The following is a 25,710-nucleotide window of genomic DNA, read 5'->3' as shown; positions in this document are numbered from 1 at the left end:
AAAAACTGCCCTCAGCAGTCAAATACTGCATCTCGGACAGTTATCAAAATCATGATGTGCCATAACACTCGACACCGTTAACCCATAATTAAACCATAAACAATGCCTGGTCCGTGTACGCCAATGGTTAAATCATTTTCAATATCGGAAGATCGGCTTGGCCCGGAAATAAAGTGAATGCCTGCCGGAAGATTCTCTCTTCCCGCTTCGTCAAATCGATCCAGCGTCTCACCCAGTCTGGTGTACAGTCGGTCCACTGGAATAATGATGATGAGTACCGTAGGCAAGAGACTGACTGAACGACCTTTTTCCGGTGAAGAAAGTACAGTGACCGAGCCTGTGTATGCTGTTGCATAATCCGCCATGACCACACCGATATCTGCCTCAGCTGCACGAGCCTTCCAGTTCTCATCCGCCTGACTATTCCAGACTGAGATCTGTACGTCCGGAAGCTGCTCTTCCAACCCAAGATCCTGTAACGCCTGTTCATTCTGCCGAATGATATATTTGGCACTCAGTTCATGAGATTTGTTGGCTATAAATTGAGACACTTCTTCCATGTTCTGAACCCGGGCAATGTGTGCGCCTACATTCACAAAGTTATCCGTAAATGCTTGAATACGCTTCTCTTCATCCCATTCCAGTTCAGTCCAAAAGTCGGGGGCTCCCCGAAAGGGTTGGGTCGGCGCATGGCGTTGCCTTGGTCTCTTCAATTTCGAAGCAATGTCATTCATGAACTGCTCCTGTTTCTCCATGGACTTCTTCTCCAATTGTGCAAGCCATTGCTGATGTTCAGTGACCATGCTTAGTACCCTCCCCTTCCTCTCGTTCACGTATAATTTGCTCCATGCGACTGCGAACAGAAGAATCCAAGGCCGGTTGCTTCTGGTTCAGTTCCTGATCCAGCTTGTTCCATTGTTGCCGGAAGGATTTCTTGGCGAGGCTTGGCGCAACCCGATAATTGTTCCAGCCTTTAAGTGGTCCCAATTTGAGAGAAATGCCGTTGTTGCGTACAACTGCCTTCTGCCCGATCTGTCCCAGACGTATGGCCGCACTGAAACGTTTGGAATTGGATACAACAGCGGCAAATCCCTTCATGCCCATGCTTTCCATTTTGTTTCCATGGCCGTCTTCCACTTTACGCCTACGTAAATAAACGAGCATATCATGCAGCGGAATTTTAACTGGACATGCTTCATAACAGGCTCCGCACAGACTCGAAGCACCCGCAATATCGTTCCATTCATCAATGTTGCCATTGAGTGCAGGTGTCAGTACCGCGCCAATCGGACCACTATAGGTGCCACCATAGGCATGACCTCCAATATGACGATATACTGGACAAGCATTCAGACAAGCACCACAGCGAATACAATTCAACAACTCCTGGAATTCAGGATCACCAAGCTGTAGGGATCGACCGTTGTCCACGATAATAATGTGCATTTCATCTGGTCCATCTCCATCCGCTGTACGACGCGGACCTGTGATGCCTGACATGTACATCGTTAGTTTCTGACCTGTTGCGGAGCGTGGTAACAAGGTTGCCATGACCTCCAGATCCGTCCACGACGGGATGATTCGCTCCATGCCCATCAGTGTAATCTGTGTTTTGGGAACAGTGGATACCATACGGGCATTACCTTCATTTTCGAACAAAACCATGGAACCTGTCTCTGCAATCGCAAAATTGCAGCCGGTCATGCCGATATCTGCTTCGAGGAATTTCTCGCGCAGCTTTTTGCGAACAAATCCGGCAAGTACCGTTGTATCCGGCTCCAGAATTTCACCCGCTTCCTTGGATAACAACTCGGCAATCTGGTAGCGGTTCTTATGGATGGCTGGAATGACAATATGAGATGGAGCTTCGCCTGCCAACTGAATGATATATTCACCCAGGTCAGTCTCGATGGCTTCAATGCCCGCCGACTCCAGCACATGATTCAGATGCACTTCCTCCGACACCATCGATTTGGATTTCACCACCGTAGAAGCCTGCTTATGCGCCGCAATATCCAGCGCAATTGCCGCTGCTTCCACCGATGTATCTGCAAAATGAATATGAACCCCGTTCGCACGGGCGTTATTCACAAATTCATTTAGGTAATAATCCAGATATGCAATTGTGTGCAGACGAATCTGACGGCCACGCTCCCGCCATTCATCCCAATTTCCATGTTCTTCTGAGGCAGACTTCTTTCCGTTACGCAATCGTTCTGTCGTGAATTTGACCGCTTTACGCAGAAAATCATCATTCAAGGCCAGTCCGGCACGTTCTTTGACCGTCGTATCCATAACTCCCGGTTGGCTCATCCTGTTCGCACCCCCTCATACAGTAGTTCCGCCAGATGCATCACACGCACCGGTTCATTCCGATAACGCAGATTACCTGCGATATTCATCAGACAGGCCATGTCCAGCCCAACCAGCACTTCGGCTTGTGTCTCTTTGACATGATCGACCTTCTCCGTCACCATCGCTCCTGAAATATCGGACATTTTGATGGCAAACGTACCTCCAAACCCACAACAATCCTCAGCAAATGGGAGTGGAACCAATTCCAGTCCTTTCACCTGAGAGAGCAGCGCCATCGGTTCATCCTTTACACCCAGCAAACGGCTACCATGACAGGATGGATGATAGGTTACTTTGTGCGGAAAATGTGCGCCCAGATCGGTTATCCCGAGTACTTGAACGAGGAATTGAGTAAACTCATAAGCTTTGGCTTCCAATCGTTTTGCCTTCTCCAACCATACTGGTTCATCCGCGAACAGTTCGGGATAATGATGAATCATGTACGTACACGATCCCGAAGGACATACCACAAAATCACTGTCGTCAAACGCTTCAAGAATGGTCTTGGCCGCTACCCGAGTCTCATCCCAGTACCCGCTATTGTAGGAAGGCTGACCGCAGCAGGTCTGATTCGGCGGAAAATCCAGCCGAACACCATGAGCCGCGAGCAATCTGACCATAGCCTCCCCCACTCGGGGATAGATGGCATCGCTGAGGCAGGTAATGAATAAGGAGACCTTCATAATTACACGCTCCTATTAACTGATTAGTAGATGAATTGACTAAGAATATTTACACTGGACACTCCGATGACAGAATAACCTTCCGATCGCTGTTATCCCCAGATTTTTTAATTTACTTTTGTAAGGGTAAAATCCGGGGATAAAGGCGCAGTATATGCTTCCGATGCAGCTTTCTTTCAGAAAGCTTTTAGCTTCGCTTCTTCAAGTTATTTCTGTCCTCTCCGTTTCGTGTAAATGTTTAGTTCAATTAATATAAGTAAATTCTAAAATCTTAAACTGTAATGATCCCTATGTCGTATCCGCTCAACCGGTCTGTCTGTTCAGCCTCCAATGGCTGATCGGTAACGATCATATGGACTGCATTTAACCCGGATACCCGGGCGAAAGCACGGACACCAAATTTACTGGCATCTGCAAGTAAGATGACCTGATCGGAAATGCCAACCATCTTCTGCTTCAGCCTTGCCTGGAGTTCATTGGATTCACTGATTCCGCCACCTTCGAGATGTACACCTTTGCACGACATAAACATTTTATCCACGTGATACGTTTCCAGAGAACGCTCCGCCAGCGGCCCAACAAAAGATAACGAGCGCGATGCCAGCTGCCCCCCTGTTGAGATGACCTCAACCTTGTCACGGCTGCTGAGTTCAGTGGCGATTTGAATCGAATTGGTTAAGACCGTCAGCGGGAAATCCGGCATATTCGCTGCCATATAACCTGCCGTTGTGCTGGCATCCAACAGAATGCGATCACCCGGATTAATCATCGCCAGAGCCGCTTGTGCAATCCGCTTTTTCTCTTCCGCATGTGTTGTCTCCCTGATCCGGTAAGGGATCTCCGGTTGATCTTCCTTCACACTCACTGCACCACCGTGAGATCGGCGCAGTCGCCCTGCCTGTTCCAGCCGATCCAGGTCCCGCCGGATGGTTTCCTCCGTCACCCGGCAGCGCTCACTAAGCTCGGATACACGCATACTGCCCTTTACGTTCACCATCTCCACAATTCGGTCATACCGCTCGGCTGCCAGCATGTTACACCTCACTCCCCGCTTGTGAATTGGATGAAGCCGTCACACGCAGAAATCTGCCGTAAGCATCTTCCCAGATTGACTTGTCCTGCGGCTCATACGTAGTTACCGGAAATGAATCTCGAATGGCCTTACGAGCCTCCCAGATATCTTTAAAAGCTCCGCTCGCCATCCATTGCACAGCCATATTCCCGATGGCACTTCCCTCTGCCGGACCTGCCCATACCGGCTTGCCAATGGAATTTGCAGTCCACTGACATAACAGGCGGTTCTGGATGCCTCCACCGACCATATGCAATCCGTTGAACATCTGACCCGACAATTGCTCCGTCCATTCCAGAACTCTCCTATACTTCAATGCCAGACTCTCCAGAATTGCCCGGGCAATAGCCCCCTGATCCTCTGGTACCACTTGCCCTGTATCACGGCAATACTGACGTATACGCTTCGTCATATCTCCTGCGGGCATGAACAGTTCATCATCCGGGTCAAACAAACTAGCAAATGGAGGTGCCTGTTCGGCCTTTGCCAATAACACATCATAGCTAATTCCCTGCCCCTGGCGGTCCCACTCCCGCATGCTTTCCTGCAAAATCCATAAGCCCATAATGTTCTTCAGCAGACGGAATGTTCCGCCCGCCCCGCCTTCATTCGTGAAGTTCAAGGCCAGACTCTGGCTACTTATCGCAGGATGATCTATCTCCGTACCCATCAGGGACCAGGTTCCACAGCTCAGATAAGCAAATGAACGTTCCGTTGCAGGAACAGCCACAACGGCTGAACCCGTATCATGCTCCGCAACAGCGATCACGGGAATCGGGGACAATCCCAGATCGTTACAGATACTGCTTCGCAATTGTCCAACACGGGTACCTGGCAGCACGGCTTCACCAAACAGTTTCTCCGAAATGCGAATATGCGCCAGCAACTCACTATCCCACTGCCCCGCTGATGGATTGTATAATTGGGTTGTGGTTGCATTGGTAAACTCATTCACCGCTTCCCCGGTCAGGAAATAACGTAGTAAATCCGGAATCATGAGAAAACGCTCTGCTTCATGAAGTAACGGGGAACCGCTGCGTTGAAGTGTCGCCAATTGATACAAGGTATTAAAGCTAAGAAACTGAATCCCTGTACGTTCGAAGATTCGCTGGGAGCTCAGCTCTTGGCGCACCTGATCCATCATGCCGTTAAACTGTGTATCACGGTAATGATATGGGTTACCCAGCAACTCACCATTACTGCCAAGCAGACCAAAATCAACGCCCCACGAATCGATCCCCAGGCTCTCTGGTTTTTCTCCCTGCTGTTTCACAAGTGTAAGCCCTTGCAACAATTCATGATGCAATCGCAGAATATCCCAGTGCATCCGCTCGCCAACCTTCACTGGTTCATTCTTGAACCGATGAATTTCGCTCGTTTCGATCCCTCGATCATTCAGATGTCCCAGTAACGCTCTCCCGCTCCCAGCGCCCAAATCATAAGCCAGCACACTCACCGCGCTTCACCAACCTTTCGAACCCATCCTATTTTCCAAACGGTATCTCTTGATTCAGTCCGTAACCCTGTACTTTATTCTGTATTTATTGTTTGTTTGTTTTTGTTTAATACTGTTTTACTTTATTTTACGAGTATATCACCATTGTAAGCGTTTGAATACCCTTCGGTATTTCTTTCTTTTGGGTATACCAAAAACGACTCTCTCCCACTTGGGAGGAGCCGCATTTCTTTTTTTACGTATAAAATTGACCTTTGCTTACCCCGGACTGGGGCTGTACATCTCTCTCAAAATGCTTGAATCGTGTCCCCTGATACGTCAGCATCCCTCGATCATTTTCCACCATCATGCCATAATGGTTTCCGCCAACAATTAGTTCAGTGCGCTCCCCATTGTCGAATTCAAATGTAACATAATACCGGGTAGTCGCACGGCTATCCCCGCTGCCACCTGAAACTTCCGTTCGTTTGGTCACCACCGTTGAGTGCAGGGTTAACAAGGCTGCCGCGTTATTTGACATCCCTGAGCGTATGCCTGAAATAATAACAAAAACAATAACTCCCGCAATGATGAGAAATATGGCGCCAATGAAAATCGAAGCAAATGCATTCATTGCAGCAAACTCACTAAATCCCGAAAAAAAACCACCCTGATTGCCTTCAAAACCTGGTACTCCATTCATGTCGTCAAACACACCAAAGCCGTCTACGCTTAATCGGCCCATCGATGAGGACTCGCTTGTTAACGCCATTCATCATCGTTCCTTTCCCCTTGCAAAAATAAGATGCACCGCCCCCCACGCAAGGAAGGCGGTGCATGCAGACAACCCGTTCTGCCTTGTCCGTATACTATATGAACCAGATCAGGAATACAGACGTTCAAGTTCGTCGACCAGACTGCCGACATAAGCAACCGCAGAGCGAATCGGCTCAGGTCCGGACATATCCACACCCGCAAGCTTCATTAACTCCTGTGGCGTGAGACTTCCACCAGCTTTGAGTGCATCAAGCCAGCGATCTACCGCAGGCTGTCCTTCTTCACGAATCTGCTGTGCAGCCGCTGTGGAAGCCGTCAAGCCTGCCGCATAGGTATATGGATATAGTCCCATATAATAATGAGGTTGTCTCATCCACGTGAGCTTGGCCCCTTCATCAATTACCAGATCAGGTCCCCAGAATTCGGAAAGGATGTCTCCCTTGAGCTGACTCAACGTCTTTGCCGTAATGGGCTCATCATTGGTTGCGCGTGCGTACACCCTGCGCTGTAATTCACCTTCCAGCAGATGTGTAACGAAGTTATGGTAATATGTGTTCAACAATTGCAAAATGACCCAGCGACGCATTCTCGGATTATCGGAACGCTTCAATAGATGGTCTGCCAGCAGCATTTCATTCATGGTCGACGGTGCCTCAATAAAATAAAGAGATGGCCGTGTATTCGTGAGCCGTTGGTAACGTCCCGCAAGCATGAAGTGGCCTGCATGCCCCACTTCATGGGCAAGCGTAAATGCTCCGCGCATATTGTTTGCCCATGAAATTAAGATATAGGAGTGTGAACCATATATGGAGGAGCAAAATGCCCCTGTGGATTTGCCTGCATTATCTGCGTAATCCACCCAGCGATCACGGAATGCTCGCTCTACGATCTCGCCGTACTCCGGCCCAAGCACATCAAGTGCTTCTCGAATGAGTGTGCACGCCTCATCATATGTAATGGCAGGGCTAAATTCAGGATCAAGCGGCGCCTTCAGATCACAAAACATCAGTTTGTCCAGACCCAGCTCACGTTTCTTAAGAGCCGCCAGTCTGCGCATATGAGGTGCGAGTTCCTGCTGGATAATATCGAGCACATTATTGTACATCTCTTTGCTCACTTGCTGTGGGCTGAGAAGCATATCTGTAACATCGTCGTAACCACGTAGCCTGGATAAAACAACCTGTTTCTTCACTTCGGTTGCATAACCTTCTGCGAACGTATTTTTGTAATCATTTAATGTCGAGCTGAATGCAGCATAAGCAGAACGGCGTAGCTTTGTATCAGATGACATCTCATAATTATTTTCGTAGAATGACCAGGACAGTGGACGAGTATTATCCTCTCCATCAAGAGCATCGTCAAACGTCATGTCTGCCAGTTTACCGCGCAGATAGATACGGTATGGAGAATCCAGTACCTCTCCAAGTGAGGCAAGTACCTTCTCGGTCTCTGGCGTAAGCCGATGTGCTTTTTCTCGAATCAAACGCTCCAAACTGCGTGCATACGGCTCCAATCCCGGAAGTTCTTCAAGGTAACGTTCAACGGTTCCCTCCGGCAAATCAATGATCTCCGAATTGACAAAAGACAAGGACGACGACAGATTTGATAGGATATCTCCTGCTTTAGCTGAATTCTCAATATTCACCGGATTGGTGCTGTCCTCGGACTGCTTCAAGCGGGCATAAGAAGCCGTCTTGCCGATCCGCTCCTGCAAAGCTTCACGCGCATCCAGACAAGCCAGCAATTGTTCAGCGCCTTCGCCCAGACGTCCTTTGAACGTTTCGATCTGGGCAGCAGCCAGTGGAAGTGATCGAAGCTCCTGCTCCCATTCTGCATCGGTTACAAACAAGTCTCTCAAATCCCAAGTCGTTTCCTGATTTACCTCAGCGCGTGTACGTATTTTTTCCATCTTTAGTTGTCATCCTCCTTGCATTTTCCAATATCTCTCATCGTATCATATTCCGCTCATCTATACATGACATGACCTAAAATGAGACTTTTGGTATGGATTTATGGTAGAGCAGACAAATGGATTACTCCTTATTACTCCGCTGGCAGAATAGCCCTTCGATCGCTGTTATCCCCGGATTTTTTGATTCACTTTTTTAAAGGTGAAAATCCGTTGATAAAGGCGAACGCTTCGCTTCTTAAGTCTATTTCTGCCCGCTGCGTTTGGAGTAAACTATTGATCCACTGACCAAAATTTAAAAGTAACTAAAAAAAACGCCAGGTGATGGAAGTATCCATTTACCCGGCGGTTCATTATAGAACATACTTATTTAGCTTTCTTAGAAACTTGTTTAGCTTTCTTTCCAGATTACATTTTCACCGTAATTTTTACCCCAGTTATACATCGCGTGCAGGACGGGCATCAGGCTCTGACCGTGATCGGTCAACGTATATTCCACCCGAGGAGGTACCTCTGCATACACCTTGCGCTCAATCAGCTTGTCTTCCTCCAGCTCACGAAGCTGGTTGGTCAGCATCTTCTGGGTAATATGAGGGATTAGGCGTTTCAGCTCGCTGAAACGTTTGGTGCCTTCCAGACCCAAATGCCACAAAATAATCAGTTTCCATTTGCCACCGATCACCGCAAGGGTCAATTCCTTCTCACAGTTGATTTCTTTCAGATTAATCCGTTCCTTGACTTCGGCTGCCATGGCTCCGAGCCCCCTCATCTTCAATCTTATATCGCGTATGTTACACATATCACGGGGACACTTCACACGAGGTAAGCTTTCCGCTCCATGCATGATGTAATAAGTACATTCATTCGATACAGCTATCTAGTAATTCTACTACAGCCTGGTCGGGATGCAAAGTTTAACTGAAAATCACGGATAAAACCTACACAGATGAATGACTATGTATCGCAGAAAAGACCAGAACCCTTCATAATCAAAGGATTCCAGTCTTCAACTATTCACTATTCCAGGTTCGCGTGGCGGCCAAACATATCCGCTCCGGTCATACCCTTCATTTCCATCATCGTAAGGATGAGAGCATCCATGCCGATTAATAGTCCTTGTTCGAACAACGAGCCCATCGGCTGAATGGTTACTGCCGCTCCGGAAGTTGCTGTGTCCTCTTTGGCTGAAGCCGGAAGGCGCACTATCGTAGTCGCCAATTTCCCAATCGTGGACTCTGGCTTAATTGTAATGAGTCCTACAGGTGCACCTGCTTGACTGGCCTTCTGAGCCATCGCTGCCAGACTGCCTGTCTCTCCTGAGCCAGAGCACAGCAAGAGGAAATCCTTCGAGCTGATCCCAGGTGTTACGGTCTCGCCCACCACATATACACGAAGCCCCATCTGCATCAGTCTCATGGCAAAAGCCTTTCCCATAAGTCCCGACCGTCCTGCTCCTGCTACAAAAATCTGTTCTGCAGCCAGAATATGTTCAGCCATCGCTTGCATCTCTGCATCATCGATCTGACTTAACGTGCGTTCCAGCTCCTTCAAGATGTCAGCTGCGTATTGTGTTTTGGTCATTCGCTTACCCTTGTTTAACGAGACGTTGCATTTCAGCTGCAACTGCCGCTTTGTCTGCTTGTCCTGTGATACCGCCACCTACAATAACCAGATCCGGTTGTGCTTTGATGACTTCTGGCAATGTTTCCAGCTTGATTCCACCAGCGACTGCCGTTTTAGCATTTTTCACAGCTGCTTTGATCGTTTGCAGATCTTCGAACGGGCTTTGTCCTTCAGCTTGCAGGTCATAACCTGTGTGTACACAGATGTAATCTACGCCAAGCGCATCAATTTCACGAGCACGTTGTTCAAGGTTAGGCACGTTGATCATGTCCACAAGAACTTGTTTGTTTTGTTTCTTCGCTTCTGCTACTGCACCTTTGATCGTACTGTCATTGGTTGCCCCAAGCACAGTGATCAGATCCGCACCAGCCTCAGCTGCTTTCATGATTTCATAACCACCAGCATCCATGATTTTAAGGTCTGCAAGAACTTGCAGATTAGGGAATGCTTCTTTCATCGCTTTAACCGCGTGCAAACCTTCATTAATAACGATTGGTGTACCAATCTCAACGATATCAATATATTGTTCAACCTCTTTAACCAGTGCGATACCTTCAGGGATATTTACCAAGTCAAGCGCCAATTGCAATTTCATCATTTATTTCTCCTTTGTTGTTCAAGTATGAGTCGTTCCTGTACAAATAATAATCAGATATTTAGCCTGCACCAATTTGTCTGTTCAGATGCATGCAGTGTTTGTTTTGGCTACTCACTTATTGTAGACTCTGACTATCCATTCAGGAAGTACGCACTTTGAAGTGGGGTAGTTACTTGGGCGATACTATTGACAACTTTTCGTTGTTAGATGAATCCAACATAGAATTAATCCTCTATTCCAATACGCCTGCTTACAGCAGAACAGCAACCTAATCATCCCATTAAATATTCAATATAAAAGACCCCGCCACATGGCAGGGTCTTTATCTTTATCATTTTCAATCCAGCCAGGGCTGGTTTAGAAATTTATCATTTTACAGATATACAGGTTTCACGCATACCGGCTTGGATACACCTGTGCTGTGACCTGTGTATTTCAGACGTCCGCTGTCCTGATCTACCGTGAATGTCACGAGGTTGTTCGTATCACGGTTAGCTGCGATCAGCAATTTGCCGTTAGGTGTCAGAGCAAAATGACGCGGGTGCTCACCTTCAGCAGATACATGTTCAACCAGTGTCAGGTGACCTTGGTCTGCATCTACTGCAAATACAACGATGCTGTCATGTCCACGGTTGGAACCATATACATAACGTCCATCATTGGAAACCGTGATTTCTGCTGTTGTATTTTCTTTGCCATCATATCCATCAGGCAGTGTAGATACTGTAGACAATTCAGTCAACGTGCCCGCTGCTGCATCATATTGGAACGAAGTAATGGATGAATCCACTTCATTGATGACATAAGCGAATTGACCATTCGGGTGGAACGCCAAGTGACGTGGGCCTGCTCCCGGATGTGTTTTGGTTTCACTGTGCAGCACAAGTTCATTTTTGTTTGCATCAATGGAATAGATCGCGATGTTATCTGCGCCCAGATCCTGTACCATCATGTATTTACCATCCGGGCTGAAGAATGCGGAGTGCACATGTGGCTTGTCCTGACGTTCAGGATGCGCACCTTGTCCTTCATGTTTCTTCTCGTCCAGAAGCGCTCCAACTTCACCGTTATCCGTCAAGGCTTGCAGACCTACCAGACCACCGTGGTAGCTGGAGAGAATCAAGAATTTGCCGGAAGGGTCACGCTGGATGTGACATGGCGGAGCTGAAATGGAGTTATTCCGGTTCAGCAACGATAATTTTCCTGTAGAAGGATCAATGCTCAGAGCTACAGCTTCAGACATTTTGTTGCCCTCAGCTGACGCTGTTTCACCAATCGCGTACAGTTTGTTACCCTCAGCATCCACGTTGACAAACGTTGGGTTTTTCACGCCCGCGATGCCGTCAAGCTTGGACAAGCTTCCTGTATCCTCATTCAATTCATATGCATAAATGCCCTCATTTTCCGCTTCAGCGTAAGAGCCAGCAAGTACGAGCAAGCGTTTTGATTCACTCATTACAGTTTCCTCCTCTATGTGTATGTAATCTTGTTGCACCTCTTCTATAATAAATCTGCCATATCAAAATAGCAATCCGCTGTCGCTGCCCTCAGGGGAATCCTTAGTTAAACAAGGCGATTACTACACATCATCATACTGAAATCCATTCATATGAGATGCATCTTCTGCTATGATAAGATAGGTTTTTCATCCAGAAGGGACTGAATTGCATTGCTTCACTCATTTTTACTCACGTTATACCATGTGTTCTTGCCGATCTCACTTCCCGTGATCGGAGGTATTCTGTTAAAACGCTTCAAAAATTGGGATACCCGGTCGCTCTCGACCTTTTCCCTTTATATTTTGAGCCCTGCGCTCATCTTCAATACATTGCTGCATGCAGAGATTACCTGGACGGACGTCACCAGCACATTCTGGTTCTCTATTATTAATCTGATTGCCCTGTGGGCACTCGCCGAGCTGTTAAGCCGGATTTTCCGTCTGGGTGCAAGCGAAAAAGCGGGTCTCACCCTCGTCTCCACGTTTACAAACTGCGTGAATTACGGGCTCCCGCTTGTGCTGCTTGCCTTTGGTCAGCTTGGGCTCGACAAGGCTTCCGTCTACGTCATTGGACAGATGATCATTGTTAATACGGTAGGTATCTTTTTTGCTGCGAGATCCGAATTCGCGGTAAAAGATGCGATCCTGTCCGTTTTCCGCATGCCATCCATCTATGCTGCCGGCATCGCCATTGCGCTGCGTGCATCCAATCTGAGCCTGCCTGAAGCACTGGATGGAGGGATCTCTATGCTGGCTGCGGGCTACTCTCCTGTCGTACTCGCCATTCTGGGAGCCCAGATGCTCAGACCAAAAGGTGCAACGGTGCCTTGGCTACCCAATGTACGCCGAGCTTTCTGGACCGGGCTTGTGGTCCGTCTCGCAGCTGCGCCGATCCTGTCCTGGCTGATACTGACCGCTCTTCAGGTCGAAGGTACGTTGTTCAGTGTGCTGCTGATCCTCGCATCGATGCCGACCGCAGTGAACGCCGTTATTTTGGCTGAACAGTTCAATGCTTCTCCGCAATTTGTATCCCGCTGTATTCTGTGGACCACCGCTGCATCCATGTTGATGCTGCCCATTATGATTGTGATGGCTTCCTGATTAATACCGGAGGTGATACCGAAGCGATGTCCGCTTGTCGGCGTTTCTCCAACCGGCGTTCATAACGCCGGTTGAGCGCTCTGACGTAGAAGAATTTCACGACAAAGTACGAAATCACACCCAGAATGACACCAAACACGGACATGCCTGCCAGAATATCCAGTCCACCAAGCAACAATTCACTCACGGCCGACCAGTTCCCGCGAAACAGCTCCATGAATGCACTCTCATGTACCAGTCCCTGTCCCATGCTGTGAGCAGGCAATATCCATGAGCCAATTTGTTTGGCGAGTGGCATCAGAATAATAGGTAAAAACGTAAGTTTCCCGATCACATTGCCAACAATCGCTGCTGGCACCGAACCCCCAGACAGTCGCACAATCGGATAAAATACGAGATAGATCAGGGAAGCCGTCGAGATCACGATCAGTTCCAGTCCGAACCCTATGGCAAATCCGGTAGATACTTTATGGGCACCTCCGGGAGCACGTAACAATTTGAGGAAATTCAGCTTCATAGCACGTGTTAAACGTACCCAGCGGTTAGTCTTGCGCTTCTGTGTGTTCATACTGAATTACTCCTTATTTTACACAAATGACAACTTGAATCGTCTATTCTTCAGTATATCACACCGCGTTAGCTCCTGTAGTAACAATGACAGGCTGTGTCTCCATCTGAACATTACCTGCCACCGCTCGGGAGATCATGCAGGAGGATTCAGCCTTATGCGCCAGGCGCTCAGCCTTGGTCAGATCCGCTTCTGAAGCATCTTGGCTGAGTACAATCCGGGGTCTATGTACGATCCGTTCGTACGTAAATACGTTATTTGTAACATCTACCGTTGCTTCCGATTCAAGCGTTAATTCATCCGGCGTAATATCCGAACGCTCCAGCATCGCTGCCAGCGTGATCAGGTAACAGGTGGAGGCTGCACCCAGCAGCATCTCGTCTGGGTTAGTTCCCGTACCGGGTCCGCCCATCTCCTGCGGAATCGATATGACCGTTTTTAATCCACCTGCATCGATTGTTCCCTCACTGTTACGCCCACCATTCCATACCGCTTTCAGATGAAAAGGATGTTTCATGACATTCATTCCTTTCTTGTTTACACACGTATACACGTAATATTCTGCTCGATCAATGCGTTAACGTGCTCTTCATCTACACCCTGATCTGTAATCACTTTGCCCACACTTCTCATCTCAGCAACTCTGGTAAACGCCTGTATGTTAAATTTGCTGGAATCTGCAAGTAAAATGACCTCATCCGCAATATGGATCATTTTCTGCTTCACCAAGCCCTGTAATTCATTGGATTCACTGATGCCTTTGGTCAGATGCACTCCTTTGCAAGACAGGAATACTTTATCCACATGATAGGCATCAAGCGAACGTTCTGCCAGCGGTCCTACAAAAGACAGTGACTTCGAAGCCAGTTGCCCACCTGTGGCAATAACTCGAATCTGTTCCTTGTTACTCAGCTCAGCGGCGACCTTAATCGAGTTGGTTAATACCGTCAGTGGAATGTTTGGCAATCCTGCCGCCATATACCACGCCGTTGTACTTGCATCCAGGGCGATCCGGTCGCCGGATTCCACCATTTTCACTGCTTCGCTTGCAATTCTGCGCTTCTCTTCTGCATGGGCTATAGCCCGTTCCGGATACGGAATCTCCGACTGTAACTCATCCTTGTATTTTACGCTGACCGCCCCGCCATGGGACCGCCTGAGCCTGCCTGCCTGTTCGAGCTTGTCCAGATCACGACGAATCGTCTCTTCCGTCACCCCGCAGCGCTCACTAAGTTCGGTCACACGCATGCTGCCTTGCGTATCCACCCATTCCACTATTTTCTCATACCGTTCAGCTACGAGCATATTCCTTCACTCCAAACCGTTGATTATCCAGTTAATCCTGTTCATCCATCATACCACAGAGCGATGACAAGGAGAATTTGGACCATGTGCAAAAAGAGGGAGCTTTCGCCCCCTCCATTCCAGTTCTGAAGTGTATCTTATTTATCTTCTGCCATAGGGAACCAGCCTGGTGTGTGGATGATTGCATTCCACAACCCGTCAGGGATAACCAGACGTTCCTGATCGGATTTGGTCAGAATCGTCTCAATATCTTCTTCCCGTCCACTCTCGATTTTCTCAACCCAATCCGGTTCAATAATCAGCTCACGTCCAATGGCAAGCAGAGGTACTCCCGTTTGAAGCGCCTCAGCGGCCTGATCAGCCGTATGAATTGAACCTACGCCAATAACAGGCAGTTTACCGTTCACACGATCCAGAATGAATTCCATTCTCGAACGCGTATCTGCTTCGCCACGTCTTGGTTTGGACCAGAATTCGTTCAGGGAAACGTGCAGGTAATCCAAGTTTTTATCTTTCAGCGCATCCACCAGTGCATACGTATCTTCCATTGTGAGTCCCGGTGTTTCCGGTTCTTCCGGAGAGAAACGGTAACCAATGATGAATGGCAGTTTGGTATGTTCGGCAACCACTTTCTGAATCTCATCCACTACAGCAAGTGGGAATGTCAGACGTTTCTCTACACTTCCGCCCCAACGATCTTCACGCCGGTTGGAATGCGGGGAGAAGAATTGCTGGATCAGATAACCATTAGCACCGTGAATCTCAACACCATCAAATCCGGCTTCAATGGCACGACGTGTCGCTTCACCAAAGTCTTTGATAATCGAAGTAATCTCGGAATCTGTCAACTCTCTTGGTTCAGGAGAGCCCGGACGCTCGCTTGCAACCGCACTAGGAGCAACAACTTGACCCGCAGGTACAGCTTGTTCAGGAGTTAGACGGCCCGCATGGAAAATTTGCAATACGGCTACGGAGCCCTGTTGTTTCATGGTATCAGCCAGTTTTTTCAGACCAGGAATGAAGCGGTCGTCATAAACACCAAATTGAGCCGGGAAACCAATGCCTGTCTCTGTTACATGCCCTACAGCCGTAATTGACATGCCAGCACCACCGGTGCGACGTGCATAATAAGCAAGTTCAGCGTCGGATATTGTACCATCAGCATTCGAGGACATATGAGTCATCGGAGCGAGCACGATACGGTTTTTCAGTGTAATGCCAGTCGGTAGTGAAACTTGTTCAAACATCTGGTTAAACTTTGGATTCATTCGTGGTTCCCTCCTGATTATAAATATCTCTTTTAATAGATATATGAATATGTGCGTTCACTTACTGTAATGATTATAGTTACGTTTCACCGCAATTGCAACTTTTCATTTTCTGAAAGGAAAAAAGAGCAGAGTGTCTCCAGACTCTCAGCCCTCTTCATTTTCTTCACATCATGCAAAGGATACTCAGAAACTCCGAACGTAAGCCAGCTTCTGATCCATCTCTTCCACGCATTCGTAACAGTCGTGTTCATCGTTGGCGACCATTGGGGTGACTGGATACAGATTCATCTCTGTACTGTTATACGATTTCAATAGCGGTAACAACTGAGTCACTCGTGTATTGGCAGGGTCAAGCCAGGTGTTGATCTCTTCTTCGGAGAGAATGGCTGGCATTTTACTGCCAAACTCGCGTGTAACCATGTTTGCGCCTGTCATAAGCATCGTGCAGGTACGAAGCGGCTCTTTCCGTGTATCTCTCCACACCTCGTATAACCCGGCAATGCCGAACAGACCGCGATCTGGCATGACAACACGAACTGCATAACTTTTTTTGCCCTCTTGCCGCCAGTAATATAATCCATTGCAGGGAATGACGCAGCGCTTGGTCTCTACCAGTTTGTAATAGGAAGGATTCTCATGTACCGTCATAAGATTCGCGTTAACGGCATCACGACCCCAGAATGGAATGAACCCCCACCGGAACTCATCCAGTACACGCTCACCATCCTGATGCAAAATAATCGGCGTATGCTGGGTTGGGCTGATATTGTATCGGTTTTTGTAATAATACATCACTCGCTGAATCTTGAAATGATCTCTGACATCGTCCAAATCGGCTGCCAATGAAAATCGGTTGCACATGTTCAAGCACTACCTTTCCCTATGAGAAGTTGAACGTATTGTTTGTAATTTTAGGGAAATTATGCATGCATATCGAACAGAAAATGACTTATTTTGACACCATTAGGGTCTGATCAAGATATATTTCATGTTTTTCACAACAAAAACAACGACCTCGGACTCATTTCAACTCCAATATTACTTGTTACTATAATAGAGAATAAAATACATTTATTGGAGGTTTTAAGTATGAAAAGGAAGTTTTTGATGAGCATCATGTTGCTCTCAGCGATTGCGATGTTTGGCAGTACCATCTATGCGGCAACCTTTCTGACCTACGGTTATCCAAGCACCACCATCCCCATTCGTACGTATAATTACGCCTCCGCATGGCAGACTCCCATGGACGCTTCCCTTACCAACTGGAACAATGCAGGTGCCAAAGTTAAATTCACCAAAACAAGTAACTCCCCAAACACCATCACCGCAGGAAACTTCAATAATACAGCATATGGTGTCAACTACGCCTCTGTATCCGGCAGTCAAGTCGTAAGCTTCCGCATCGAACTCAATGCAGCCACGATCACCCCTGACGCAACCAACTTATCCAACTTCATTCAAAGCGTATTTGTCCACGAACTCGGGCACTCCATATGGCTCGGTGACAACCCAACAACAAGCAGTCCTTCCATTATGTCTTACTCCCGCAACCGCAATTCCATGACCCAACCCCAAACTTTTGATATCAATAACGTAAGATCCAAGTACTAATCTGCTACGAACTTATCCCAAAATCCAAGGAGGATTCCTATCCATGAACAAAAATCGAGTATTAACGCTGCTTCTTTCTTCCATTTTCATTTTATCTGCTGTTGGATGTTCTTCTGTTACACCTACCGCGTCCCCATCCGATGCACCCATGACCATTATTGCTTCTGAAGATTACCCGAGTTATGCCAGCATTGGCGACCTGTCCGAGAGAGCAAATACCATTGTGAAAGGTAGTGTTGTTGAGACTCGTGTGGAAGCTTTAAACGATATTGTACAAGTTACTGATGCTGCCAATGAGAACGAGTTAAATCCCGCGTCCGATCCGGGCGGAGAGCCATCTTCCTTTGACAAAATCTATACGATCCATACGATTCAGGTCGCTGAATCCTATAAGGGCAGTTACACTGCCGGGGAAAAACTTGAAGTGAAGCAACTTGGCGGACAACTAGGCAACACCGAGATTATTAATGATGACAACCTCAAGCTGATTCCTACCAAAGACTATGTACTCTTCCTGGAAACGTATGAAGACACCCCAGCCAGCCTGCTCAACTCCGTTCAAAGTCTCTACGTGATCAAATCTGCCGCCAAGTCGAACCAGCCAGGTCAGCAACAATCACAGTCAGAAGTCATTGTGAGTGCAAACCCCGAGAATGACCTTACACTCCAGCTGGAGGATCTGCAAGAAATTCAGAACGAACAAAAGAGCGAATAAACTCTTAGGTAATCACACTGTTATTTCATCTACCTACAGGCAGTTAATCCCCTCTACTGTTCAGTCCTACATAAGAATATGAAAACCGTGCTGCTCAGCAAACTGGGCGGCACGGTTTTTCTGAAGTTCCTTACTTAGACGGTGTATTAAGTCCAATAATCCATTCAGCCAGATCCTGTGTCTGTTTCAACAAGGCGATCGGATCACGGAACCAGGATTGCTCTTCCGTCCATATGTACACTTTTCCATTTTTGATTGCAGGCAATAAACCCCAGATCGGATCTGCCTGAAGGTCTTTCAGTTGAGAGTTGCTGGTCAACACAATGTAATCTCCAGCGTATTTGGAGAGCAGTTCTATGGAGAATTCATGATAAGCGCCCTGCATCAACTCGGATGGAATGTTCTTTGGTGCTTGCAATCCAAGCAATTCATAGATGTTACGTCCTCCTCGGCCCGACTGATTGCCAAAAATGAAGACTTGACGATCATATTCCTGCATAACGGAGAATGTAGCATCAGCTGGAACAACGCTCTGCACCTCCTGTTTGATTTTGGCAACCTCCTCATCAAAATCAGACAGCCACTTCTCTGCTTCCGCTTCTTTGCCAAGGACTTTACCGAAATAGTTCACTTCATCCTTCAGTGTCGGGAATGTGATGGATGCGATCGAAACGGTTGGAGCAATCTTGCTATATTTCTCATAAGCCGCCTTGTCCGGATTCAATGTAATAATGAGATCAGGTTCCAACTCCATCAATTGTTCAACGGAATCCCCTATGGTCTCAAGACCATCCAAGTGACCTTCCAGATAAGGGCTGTTCATCAGAAATTGGCCTCCACCAATCGGTTTGACACCAAGAGCAAGCACCGTTCCCAGATAATCTATGGCAGCAACTCGCTCCGGATGTGCAGGAATCTCTACCTCACCAAAGGTCGTATTTACCATTTGGGTCTCCACGACTGCCGGTTGTTCGGGTTCAGCTGCAGCTTCGGATGTTTCTGCCCCCTGCTGGGCTGTTCCACAAGCACTTAATGTGAGTACAAGCGCAAGCGACATGATCGCTGATTTAAAATGGTTAAACATGTTGATTTCCTCATCTCCCTTATATTGATAATGATTATCATCATCAATTAAAGGATAACGTTCATCCCCACCTGTTACAATGGATTCATTTGTTGCATTTAATGTACTTTTTGAAACTGATTTCGAGTTTTCCTGCTGCTTCAACCGATATTGCCCCGGTGTGATACCGGTCTCTTTTTTGAATATGCGATTGAAATAAAACGGGTCCATATAACCCACATACGCAGCAATCTCCTGTAATGAAGCTTCTGTGGACGCAAGCAGACTCCTTGCCTCACCCATTCGTAACCGAATCACATATTCTGTCGGTGTACATCCCGTCTGTTCCTTGAATTTGCGTGATACATATTGCGGACTGTAACTCAAGGACTGGGCAAGCGAATCAAGTGAGATGGATTCCCGGTAATGAGCTTTGATATATCGCAAAACCTGATCGGTAAGCGAAGGCTGTTGAACTTCGTTAAACATGCGACTCCGCTGTAACAAAACTAGCTGTACCAGTTGAAAAAAATACACTTTGACTTGAATTTTGCTCACTCGCTCCTGCCCTGACCAATATTCATGTATATTCCGCACAAGCTCACGTAGCTCAAGTGTATGATCCGGCACTGTCGCCCAGGACTCTTCAAACGGATTACGCTGGTTCAACATCATTCGGTACTCCACAAGCACGTTGGAGGGCAAGGTTGATTTGTACAAAATCAGATGTACCTCCATAACCCCTGTCGCTTCAAGTGTCAGACGTCTTCCTTTTCCACCATGCAGCAGCAAGAACTGGCTTGTAGTCCATACCTCTTCATCCAGCCAGACCTGACCCCTGCCTTGAACATACACAAATGCACTGGTTGGTAACACATAATTGCGTATGAACTCGTGTGTTGCGAGTGATATAAGACGCACATCAAGCACGCGAACCTGTACCTGATCCCACAGCTTGATGTCATTCTGAATTCCCATATAAACTCCCTCTCCTGAGCGATCAAACACACACAATACCTTGGCATTGTGACTAAAAACCCACCTATAATTGATAATGATTATCAATTATAACAATGATGGAACCATCTTAGAAGCCTACCTCCGTTTTTGTTAGATGCCGCAGAACAAAAAACGGTCGAAATCCCTCATAGAGAGATCTCAACCGTTCTAAAATTATGGCCTTATTATCTTTTGATAAAGTCAGCTGCCCTTCTCTACTCGACAAAAGACAATAAATACCCGTATCGTTCTTCCTCCATTTTGTCTAACGGAATAAACCGGATCGATGAACTGTTAATGCAGTAACGTTTGCCGCCGCGATCTTCGGGACCATCATCGAACACATGACCGAGGTGGATGTCACCTGCCCGGCTTCGTACCTCCGTGCGCTCCATCCCAAAGCTCGTATCCGTTGTATAGGTAACAACCTCAGGTACAATCGGTTTTGTAAAACTTGGCCACCCGCAACCGGAATCGTACTTATCCAGGCTGGTGAATAACGGCTCTCCCGTTGCAATATCCACATACAGACCGGGCTCCTCATTATCCCAGTATTCGTTACTGAACGCATGCTCCGTATCATTGTTTACCGTAACCGCATACTGTTCGTCTGTTAATTGTTCCTTTAATTGTTCATCTGTTGGACGTGGATATTGAGCCGGATCAATTCCAATCTCCAGGTCATCCAGGACAGTCATATCAATGTGACAATATCCGTTCGGATTTTTTTCCAAATAATCCTGATGGTACTCCTCCGCCAAATAATAATTCTGCAGAGGCATCACTTCCGTTACAATGGGTTGGTCATATTTTTCTTGTTCTACCGCTACAGCCTGCTCAATGATTTTGGCATCTTCAGGCAACGTATAATATATGCCAGTCCGATACTGAACGCCACGATCATTGCCCTGCTTATTCAAGCTGGTAGGATCAATAACTCGAAAATAAGATTCAAGCAATTTCTGCAAAGATACTTGCTGCGGATCATATTTTACATGAACCGTCTCCGCAAACCCCCGGTCCCCGCGAATAACCTCCTCATAGGTTGGATTCTCTCCTTCACCGTTGGCATAACCGGAAGTCACATCCTGAACCCCCGGAATACGAGCGATATATGCCTCCACACCCCAGAAACAGCCTCCTGCCAAGTACAGGTTACTCAGGTTTTCCTCGGAGACACTCGATGCCTTGACAGGTTGAGTGGATATCGAAGATGAAGATGAATGACTCTCAGCCCTGTTTCCACAAGCAGACACAACTATCGCTATAACAAGGAGGCACAAGCCGAGCAGCGTCCTTTTCATGACACTTCCTCCCTTCTCACAAAATCTCTTGTAATGATTCCATGATCTGTTCATTGGATGCATGCCCTGGCTGCGATTTCGTTAAAATACCATCAGAGCCAATATAAAAGGAACTAGGATACGCTCTTACACCAAATTTCTTGGCCCATACACCTTTCTCATCCAAAAGAACAGTTATGTTATCATACGGCTGTTGGTCAAACCATTCGGTAAACGCTTGGGAGGATTTCTCCCCTTTGTAGTCTGGCGTCACAATCGTAATGACTTGAAAATCATTGTCTTGACCCGCTAGATTGTTCAGGTCTTCCAAACCCGCAAGGCAGATGGAACACCAGGAAGCCCAGTATTTCACATACACTTTCTTGCCTTGAACATCAGAGAGTCCAACCGTGTTTCCTTTCAGATCACGCAATGAAAATTCAGGAGCCGTCTCGCCATTGTTCATCATGGTTGACGAACTCATATCGGATGTTAATGCTGGGGTTGATGATGACCCCGTTTGTTTTGATTCAGTTTGCTGTGATCCACATCCGCTCAAGATCAACAGGACTCCAGCGTATACGATTACAGATACCATCCATTTCCGTGCCATCTTCATACCAAATTCCTCCAATGATTATTGAAACCAGGTCACCAAGCTGTTTAGTCGGTCTGTCATTAACAATAGTCCCATGATAATAAGAATACAGCCGGAAGTTATTTTGATGACACCCATGTACCTGTATAAACGACGTATCCGCTTCATAACATATTCCGAAAAAACGGACAGAATCAGAAAGGGAATCGCTAACCCAAGGGTATACAGGAACATGAGAAACCCGCCATACAGTGGAGAGCCTTCTCCTGCGGCGATACCAAGAATGGCCGCCAGCACAGGCCCGATACAAGGCGTCCAGCCAAAACTAAACGTCAGACCCAACAGGAACGCTCCGACATACCCTCCCCGTTTGGCTTGATTGTTTGACAGCTTTCTCTCCCGTTCCAGCCAGGATAGCCGGATCAACCCGGTTTGATAAATCCCAAAAAGCACCACGATGGCTCCGCAGATGGCAATAAACACAGGACTTGTGATCAAATTACCAACGATGCCCGAACCAAAACCGAGTAAAACAAATACCAGGGACAGCCCAAGAACAAATAAAAATGTCCGCAAAACAAGTGTAGACCGCAACCGAACCGAATTGGTGTCAGGCTGTTGCTGATTCGTAGCGTTGACCATACTTCCCGACAGATAAGATACGTATACCGGGATCAGTGGCAGAATACATGGCGCAAAAAACGATAACAATCCTGCACCAAAAACGCCGAAAAGGAATACTAAATCACTGGTCAAGTCATTCACCACCTGAATAAATACTGCGTTTGATTAACCAAGGTTAACGACTGACGTAGATCGGAAGTGTGAACCAGAAGCAGCTTCCTTCTCCTTTTGTACTCTGAACCCCGATCTCGCCACCATGGAGTTCCACAATCGATTGAGCGATGGCAAGGCCAAGCCCGGCCCCACCATTGCTCTTGCTACGTGATTTGTCAATTCGATAAAAACGTTCAAATATACGCGAAGTTTCCTCCGCTTCAATGCCTTCCCCTTCATCCGTAACTGAAATTCGTATAAACGGCCCCTTCTCTTCGGCAGCCAGAATGATTTTTCCTTCAATAGAAGAGTATTGAATGGCATTTTGCAGCAAATTGGAAAGGACCCGCTTCATTTGTGCAGGCATCATGACCGCGGCTGGTAATTTATCGGGCAAATCGATTTCAACGTTCAGCGTTTTCTCGGCGAGATGAAACGAAAAACTCTCCAACGTACTGAGCAGCAACTCATCGACGTGACAAGGCTGAGGGTCAAATACCTCACCTTGCGCTTCCAGGCTGGATAATTCAAACAAGTCTTGAATAAGCCCTCCCAAACGCTTCGTCTCAAGTCGTATCGTGTTCAGGTAACGTTGAAAGGTTTCTTTATCCTTAATGACATCATCCTCCAACGCTTCGACGAATGACTGAATGGATGCCAAGGGAGTCCGTAAATCATGGGAAACATTGGCGATCAACTCTCGTCTCGCGGTTTCTGAGTGATGCAGATGATCAAAGCTTTCCTTCAGCTTGGAACTCATTTCATTAAATTGCTGTGCCAGGAGCTTAAATTCCTGCGTACCGATGAGAGGGACTTCCGTATGGAAATCCCCTTCGGCAATTCGTATTGTCTGCTGTGTAATTCGCGCAATTGATTTCTCTAATGGCTTGGTCAGCAAATATTGAAGAATAAACGAAAGTAAGCCTACCCCTGCCGTTATAGCCGATAACCAATACAATTGTTCGATCGTAAGCAGCATTTTGGAATAACTGATGAACAAACAAATTAATAATACGCCAATGCCTGTGAGACTGGACAACACCAAGTATGTGCGAAGTTTCATGAACTGCCACCCGCAAACTTGTAGCCTATACCCCAAACTGTTTTAATATATTTTGGATCAGAAGGATTTTGTTCGATCTTCTCGCGTAATCTCCGAACATGTACAGTCACCGTTGTTGTATCTCCCTCATAGCTAAAATCCCAAATCTTGCTTAACATCTGGTTACGGGAGAACACCTGACCCGGGTGACTTGCCAGCAAATACAACATCTCAAACTCTGTAACGGTCAATTCAATGGCCTGCCCACTGATATGCACTTCACGCTTGGTAAAATCAATAGTAAGCCCTTCATAATTGATCGTATATTCAGATGTTGTAACAGGTGATGCCTGCGCAATTCGCATTCTCCGCAGGATTGCCTTCACACGCAAAACAAGTTCTCTCGGACTGAATGGTTTGGTCAGATAATCATCCGCCCCCATCGTCAGTCCCATCAGACGGTCCTGTTCCTCACCACGGGCCGTCAGCATTACAATGGGCACATCCTCAGTTTGCCGAATCTCGTTGCAAACTTCCCAGCCATTCTTATGTGGCATCATCAGGTCGAGCACAATCAAGCTTGGTGTTTGACTGTGCCACAGCTCAATAGCCTCCAAACCGTCCTTGGCCGTCACGACAAGATAACCTTCCCGTTCCAGATACCTGCGACAAACGTCCGTAATATTGGTATCATCATCAGCAACCAGTACACATTCATTCAAACGAACCCACCCCATATTCCAGAAAATACATTTGAGCCAATCATATCATATGGTGATGGCGATGCTTAGCCCTTAAATTACTTCATTCCCATGGCTGGCATCATGTATTGTTTAATTACAGACTCAGCCGCATACGAATTCCCTTCATGGATGACAGGCATCGATTTCAAGTTAACTTGCATACCGTCTACCATGATTTTTTTCGATCCAATCCACAATTTAATCGTTTTCCCCGCAGGCATCATCGTTTCTTCCATCATGTCATCTTTCATCATGTTGTCATCTTTCATCATCATGTCGTCTTTCATCATCTTGTCGTCTTTCATCTTCATGTCATCTTCCATCATGTTGTCGTCTTTCATCATCATGTCGTCCATTTTGCCCATATACATCAGAGTTACAGATCTATCCTTGCTGTCCCACATAATGCTGTAATCATACATTTTGGCTGCCTGTCTCAATTGAACAAGCTCCATGCCATCCTTTTTAATCGTTTTCATATCTGCAGCACTTGCCAATCCAGAAAAGGCCATAGACATCATCAATACCACTGCTACCATCACTTTTTTGCTCTTATTTGTTTTCATCATTCTTATCACTCTCCATTGGTTTATTTCTTACATGGATTACAATAAGCAAGACAGCTTACGATTCTCTAAGCGAAGTATTACGAAACCATTACGATATATAAATGGGATCAGGTTT

General features: G+C 46.9%; 26 protein-coding genes. 3 read left to right on the top strand and 23 right to left on the bottom strand.

Annotated features, from left to right (window positions below; all coding sequences use genetic code 11):
• Positions 1–77 precede the first annotated feature (77 nt).
• The 11 genes from NST33_RS12200 to NST33_RS12150 form a co-directional block, all read right to left on the bottom strand.
• Entirely contained in the window at positions 78–803 is a 726-nt protein-coding gene (locus tag NST33_RS12200) for an LUD domain-containing protein (RefSeq protein ID WP_339308005.1), read from the bottom strand.
• Entirely contained in the window at positions 793–2,313 is a 1,521-nt protein-coding gene (locus NST33_RS12195) for a LutB/LldF family L-lactate oxidation iron-sulfur protein (protein ID WP_339308003.1), read from the bottom strand. Before NST33_RS12195 ends, NST33_RS12200 begins: the two co-directional genes overlap by 11 nt.
• A complete protein-coding gene (locus NST33_RS12190; RefSeq protein WP_221825009.1) occupies positions 2,310–3,038 on the bottom strand; it encodes a (Fe-S)-binding protein in 729 nt (242 codons plus the stop codon). Before NST33_RS12190 ends, NST33_RS12195 begins: the two co-directional genes overlap by 4 nt.
• Positions 3,039–3,309: 271 nt before the next feature.
• Positions 3,310–4,071, bottom strand: a complete 762-nt coding sequence (locus NST33_RS12185) for a DeoR/GlpR family DNA-binding transcription regulator (RefSeq protein WP_221825011.1) — start codon at positions 4,069–4,071, stop codon at positions 3,310–3,312.
• Between the two features lies 1 nt (position 4,072).
• Positions 4,073–5,566 carry a rhamnulokinase family protein gene (locus NST33_RS12180; protein WP_076216147.1) on the bottom strand — a complete coding sequence of 498 codons (1,494 nt, stop codon included), beginning with the start codon at positions 5,564–5,566 and terminating at the stop codon, positions 4,073–4,075.
• Positions 5,567–5,801: 235 nt separating this feature from the next.
• Complete coding sequence (locus tag NST33_RS12175; protein WP_256704335.1) at positions 5,802–6,317, bottom strand: DUF2500 domain-containing protein; 516 nt, start codon at positions 6,315–6,317, stop codon at positions 5,802–5,804.
• Positions 6,318–6,428: 111 nt separating this feature from the next.
• On the bottom strand, positions 6,429–8,231 hold the full coding sequence (pepF, locus tag NST33_RS12170) for an oligoendopeptidase F (protein WP_221825014.1): 1,803 nt from the start codon (positions 8,229–8,231) through the stop codon (positions 6,429–6,431).
• Positions 8,232–8,622: 391 nt separating this feature from the next.
• Positions 8,623–8,982, bottom strand: coding sequence for a helix-turn-helix domain-containing protein (locus NST33_RS12165; protein ID WP_062833989.1), 360 nt, complete (start codon positions 8,980–8,982; stop codon positions 8,623–8,625).
• A gap of 266 nt (positions 8,983–9,248) precedes the next feature.
• The gene (hxlB, locus tag NST33_RS12160) at positions 9,249–9,812 is read right to left on the bottom strand and encodes a 6-phospho-3-hexuloisomerase (RefSeq protein ID WP_221825015.1); all 564 of its coding nucleotides are present in this window, start codon (positions 9,810–9,812) and stop codon (positions 9,249–9,251) included.
• A 4-nt stretch (positions 9,813–9,816) separates the two neighbouring features.
• Positions 9,817–10,449, bottom strand: a complete 633-nt coding sequence (hxlA, locus tag NST33_RS12155) for a 3-hexulose-6-phosphate synthase (protein WP_036670570.1) — start codon at positions 10,447–10,449, stop codon at positions 9,817–9,819.
• A 376-nt stretch (positions 10,450–10,825) separates the two neighbouring features.
• Complete coding sequence (locus NST33_RS12150; protein WP_221825016.1) at positions 10,826–11,908, bottom strand: lactonase family protein; 1,083 nt, start codon at positions 11,906–11,908, stop codon at positions 10,826–10,828.
• A 213-nt stretch (positions 11,909–12,121) separates the two neighbouring features.
• Here NST33_RS12150 and NST33_RS12145 point away from each other — a divergent pair, with 213 nt between their 5' ends.
• On the top strand, positions 12,122–13,051 hold the full coding sequence (locus tag NST33_RS12145) for an AEC family transporter (RefSeq protein WP_221825017.1): 930 nt from the start codon (positions 12,122–12,124) through the stop codon (positions 13,049–13,051).
• Here the strand turns inward: NST33_RS12145 and NST33_RS12140 are convergent.
• The 5 genes from NST33_RS12140 to NST33_RS12120 form a co-directional block, all read right to left on the bottom strand.
• Positions 13,029–13,619 carry a DUF2062 domain-containing protein gene (locus tag NST33_RS12140; RefSeq protein ID WP_076327803.1) on the bottom strand — a complete coding sequence of 197 codons (591 nt, stop codon included), beginning with the start codon at positions 13,617–13,619 and terminating at the stop codon, positions 13,029–13,031. The genes NST33_RS12145 and NST33_RS12140 overlap by 23 nt on opposite strands.
• Before the next feature lie 58 nt (positions 13,620–13,677).
• Positions 13,678–14,136, bottom strand: a complete 459-nt coding sequence (locus NST33_RS12135; protein WP_076216163.1) for an OsmC family protein — start codon at positions 14,134–14,136, stop codon at positions 13,678–13,680.
• Positions 14,137–14,156: 20 nt separating this feature from the next.
• The gene (locus NST33_RS12130) at positions 14,157–14,924 is read right to left on the bottom strand and encodes a DeoR/GlpR family DNA-binding transcription regulator (RefSeq protein ID WP_221825018.1); all 768 of its coding nucleotides are present in this window, start codon (positions 14,922–14,924) and stop codon (positions 14,157–14,159) included.
• Between the two features lie 137 nt (positions 14,925–15,061).
• Positions 15,062–16,192, bottom strand: coding sequence for an NADH-dependent flavin oxidoreductase (locus NST33_RS12125; protein ID WP_339307999.1), 1,131 nt, complete (start codon positions 16,190–16,192; stop codon positions 15,062–15,064).
• Positions 16,193–16,378: 186 nt separating this feature from the next.
• On the bottom strand, positions 16,379–17,056 hold the full coding sequence (locus NST33_RS12120; protein WP_036608866.1) for an SOS response-associated peptidase: 678 nt from the start codon (positions 17,054–17,056) through the stop codon (positions 16,379–16,381).
• A gap of 228 nt (positions 17,057–17,284) precedes the next feature.
• On the opposite strand from NST33_RS12120, the gene NST33_RS12115 reads away from it, so the two are divergent.
• Entirely contained in the window at positions 17,285–17,806 is a 522-nt protein-coding gene (locus NST33_RS12115) for a hypothetical protein (RefSeq protein ID WP_221825022.1), read from the top strand.
• A gap of 43 nt (positions 17,807–17,849) precedes the next feature.
• Positions 17,850–18,521: a hypothetical protein gene (locus NST33_RS12110; protein WP_339184379.1), complete on the top strand. Its 672-nt coding sequence runs from the start codon at positions 17,850–17,852 to the stop codon at positions 18,519–18,521.
• A 130-nt stretch (positions 18,522–18,651) separates the two neighbouring features.
• Here NST33_RS12110 and NST33_RS12105 read toward each other — a convergent pair whose 3' ends face one another.
• From NST33_RS12105 to NST33_RS12075, 7 genes are all read right to left on the bottom strand, one after another.
• Positions 18,652–20,562 (bottom strand): AraC family transcriptional regulator, encoded by a 1,911-nt coding sequence (locus NST33_RS12105; protein ID WP_339184377.1) that lies wholly within the window; start codon positions 20,560–20,562, stop codon positions 18,652–18,654.
• 236 nt (positions 20,563–20,798) lie between these two features.
• Positions 20,799–21,887 (bottom strand): peptide-methionine (R)-S-oxide reductase MsrB, encoded by a 1,089-nt coding sequence (gene msrB, locus NST33_RS12100; protein ID WP_339184375.1) that lies wholly within the window; start codon positions 21,885–21,887, stop codon positions 20,799–20,801.
• 16 nt (positions 21,888–21,903) lie between these two features.
• The gene (locus tag NST33_RS12095) at positions 21,904–22,485 is read right to left on the bottom strand and encodes a redoxin family protein (protein WP_339184373.1); all 582 of its coding nucleotides are present in this window, start codon (positions 22,483–22,485) and stop codon (positions 21,904–21,906) included.
• Between the two features lie 18 nt (positions 22,486–22,503).
• Positions 22,504–23,229, bottom strand: a complete 726-nt coding sequence (locus tag NST33_RS12090) for a cytochrome c biogenesis protein CcdA (protein ID WP_339185385.1) — start codon at positions 23,227–23,229, stop codon at positions 22,504–22,506.
• Between the two features lie 34 nt (positions 23,230–23,263).
• The gene (locus tag NST33_RS12085) at positions 23,264–24,304 is read right to left on the bottom strand and encodes an ATP-binding protein (RefSeq protein WP_339307995.1); all 1,041 of its coding nucleotides are present in this window, start codon (positions 24,302–24,304) and stop codon (positions 23,264–23,266) included.
• The gene (locus tag NST33_RS12080; RefSeq protein WP_017688950.1) at positions 24,301–25,005 is read right to left on the bottom strand and encodes a response regulator transcription factor; all 705 of its coding nucleotides are present in this window, start codon (positions 25,003–25,005) and stop codon (positions 24,301–24,303) included. The genes NST33_RS12085 and NST33_RS12080 overlap by 4 nt, the downstream gene beginning before the upstream one ends.
• A 77-nt stretch (positions 25,006–25,082) precedes the next feature.
• Complete coding sequence (locus NST33_RS12075) at positions 25,083–25,595, bottom strand: hypothetical protein (protein ID WP_339307993.1); 513 nt, start codon at positions 25,593–25,595, stop codon at positions 25,083–25,085.
• Positions 25,596–25,710: the final 115 nt, after the last annotated feature.

The sequence above is a fragment of the Paenibacillus sp. FSL L8-0435 genome (assembly GCF_037965655.1).
Taxonomy (GTDB): domain Bacteria; phylum Bacillota; class Bacilli; order Paenibacillales; family Paenibacillaceae; genus Paenibacillus.
This window is presented reverse-complemented; position numbering and strand designations above follow the sequence as displayed.

What these genes read in the sequence shown, in the direction of transcription:
- NST33_RS12200 (WP_339308005.1), bottom strand. Translation starts at nt 803, where the DNA reads ATGGTCACTGAACATCAGCAATGGCTTGCACAATTGGAGAAGAAGTCC.
- NST33_RS12195 (WP_339308003.1), bottom strand. Translation starts at nt 2,313, where the DNA reads ATGAGCCAACCGGGAGTTATGGATACGACGGTCAAAGAACGTGCCGGA.
- NST33_RS12190 (WP_221825009.1), bottom strand. Translation starts at nt 3,038, where the DNA reads ATGAAGGTCTCCTTATTCATTACCTGCCTCAGCGATGCCATCTATCCC.
- NST33_RS12185 (WP_221825011.1), bottom strand. Translation starts at nt 4,071, where the DNA reads ATGCTGGCAGCCGAGCGGTATGACCGAATTGTGGAGATGGTGAACGTA.
- NST33_RS12175 (WP_256704335.1), bottom strand. Translation starts at nt 6,317, where the DNA reads ATGGCGTTAACAAGCGAGTCCTCATCGATGGGCCGATTAAGCGTAGAC.
- pepF (WP_221825014.1), bottom strand. Translation starts at nt 8,231, where the DNA reads ATGGAAAAAATACGTACACGCGCTGAGGTAAATCAGGAAACGACTTGG.
- NST33_RS12165 (WP_062833989.1), bottom strand. Translation starts at nt 8,982, where the DNA reads ATGGCAGCCGAAGTCAAGGAACGGATTAATCTGAAAGAAATCAACTGT.
- hxlB (WP_221825015.1), bottom strand. Translation starts at nt 9,812, where the DNA reads ATGACCAAAACACAATACGCAGCTGACATCTTGAAGGAGCTGGAACGC.
- hxlA (WP_036670570.1), bottom strand. Translation starts at nt 10,449, where the DNA reads ATGAAATTGCAATTGGCGCTTGACTTGGTAAATATCCCTGAAGGTATC.
- NST33_RS12150 (WP_221825016.1), bottom strand. Translation starts at nt 11,908, where the DNA reads ATGAGTGAATCAAAACGCTTGCTCGTACTTGCTGGCTCTTACGCTGAA.
- NST33_RS12140 (WP_076327803.1), bottom strand. Translation starts at nt 13,619, where the DNA reads ATGAACACACAGAAGCGCAAGACTAACCGCTGGGTACGTTTAACACGT.
- NST33_RS12135 (WP_076216163.1), bottom strand. Translation starts at nt 14,136, where the DNA reads ATGAAACATCCTTTTCATCTGAAAGCGGTATGGAATGGTGGGCGTAAC.
- NST33_RS12130 (WP_221825018.1), bottom strand. Translation starts at nt 14,924, where the DNA reads ATGCTCGTAGCTGAACGGTATGAGAAAATAGTGGAATGGGTGGATACG.
- NST33_RS12125 (WP_339307999.1), bottom strand. Translation starts at nt 16,192, where the DNA reads ATGAATCCAAAGTTTAACCAGATGTTTGAACAAGTTTCACTACCGACT.
- NST33_RS12120 (WP_036608866.1), bottom strand. Translation starts at nt 17,056, where the DNA reads ATGTGCAACCGATTTTCATTGGCAGCCGATTTGGACGATGTCAGAGAT.
- NST33_RS12115 (WP_221825022.1), top strand. Translation starts at nt 17,285, where the DNA reads ATGAAAAGGAAGTTTTTGATGAGCATCATGTTGCTCTCAGCGATTGCG.
- NST33_RS12110 (WP_339184379.1), top strand. Translation starts at nt 17,850, where the DNA reads ATGAACAAAAATCGAGTATTAACGCTGCTTCTTTCTTCCATTTTCATT.
- NST33_RS12105 (WP_339184377.1), bottom strand. Translation starts at nt 20,562, where the DNA reads ATGGGAATTCAGAATGACATCAAGCTGTGGGATCAGGTACAGGTTCGC.
- msrB (WP_339184375.1), bottom strand. Translation starts at nt 21,887, where the DNA reads ATGAAAAGGACGCTGCTCGGCTTGTGCCTCCTTGTTATAGCGATAGTT.
- NST33_RS12095 (WP_339184373.1), bottom strand. Translation starts at nt 22,485, where the DNA reads ATGAAGATGGCACGGAAATGGATGGTATCTGTAATCGTATACGCTGGA.
- NST33_RS12085 (WP_339307995.1), bottom strand. Translation starts at nt 24,304, where the DNA reads ATGAAACTTCGCACATACTTGGTGTTGTCCAGTCTCACAGGCATTGGC.
- NST33_RS12075 (WP_339307993.1), bottom strand. Translation starts at nt 25,595, where the DNA reads ATGATGAAAACAAATAAGAGCAAAAAAGTGATGGTAGCAGTGGTATTG.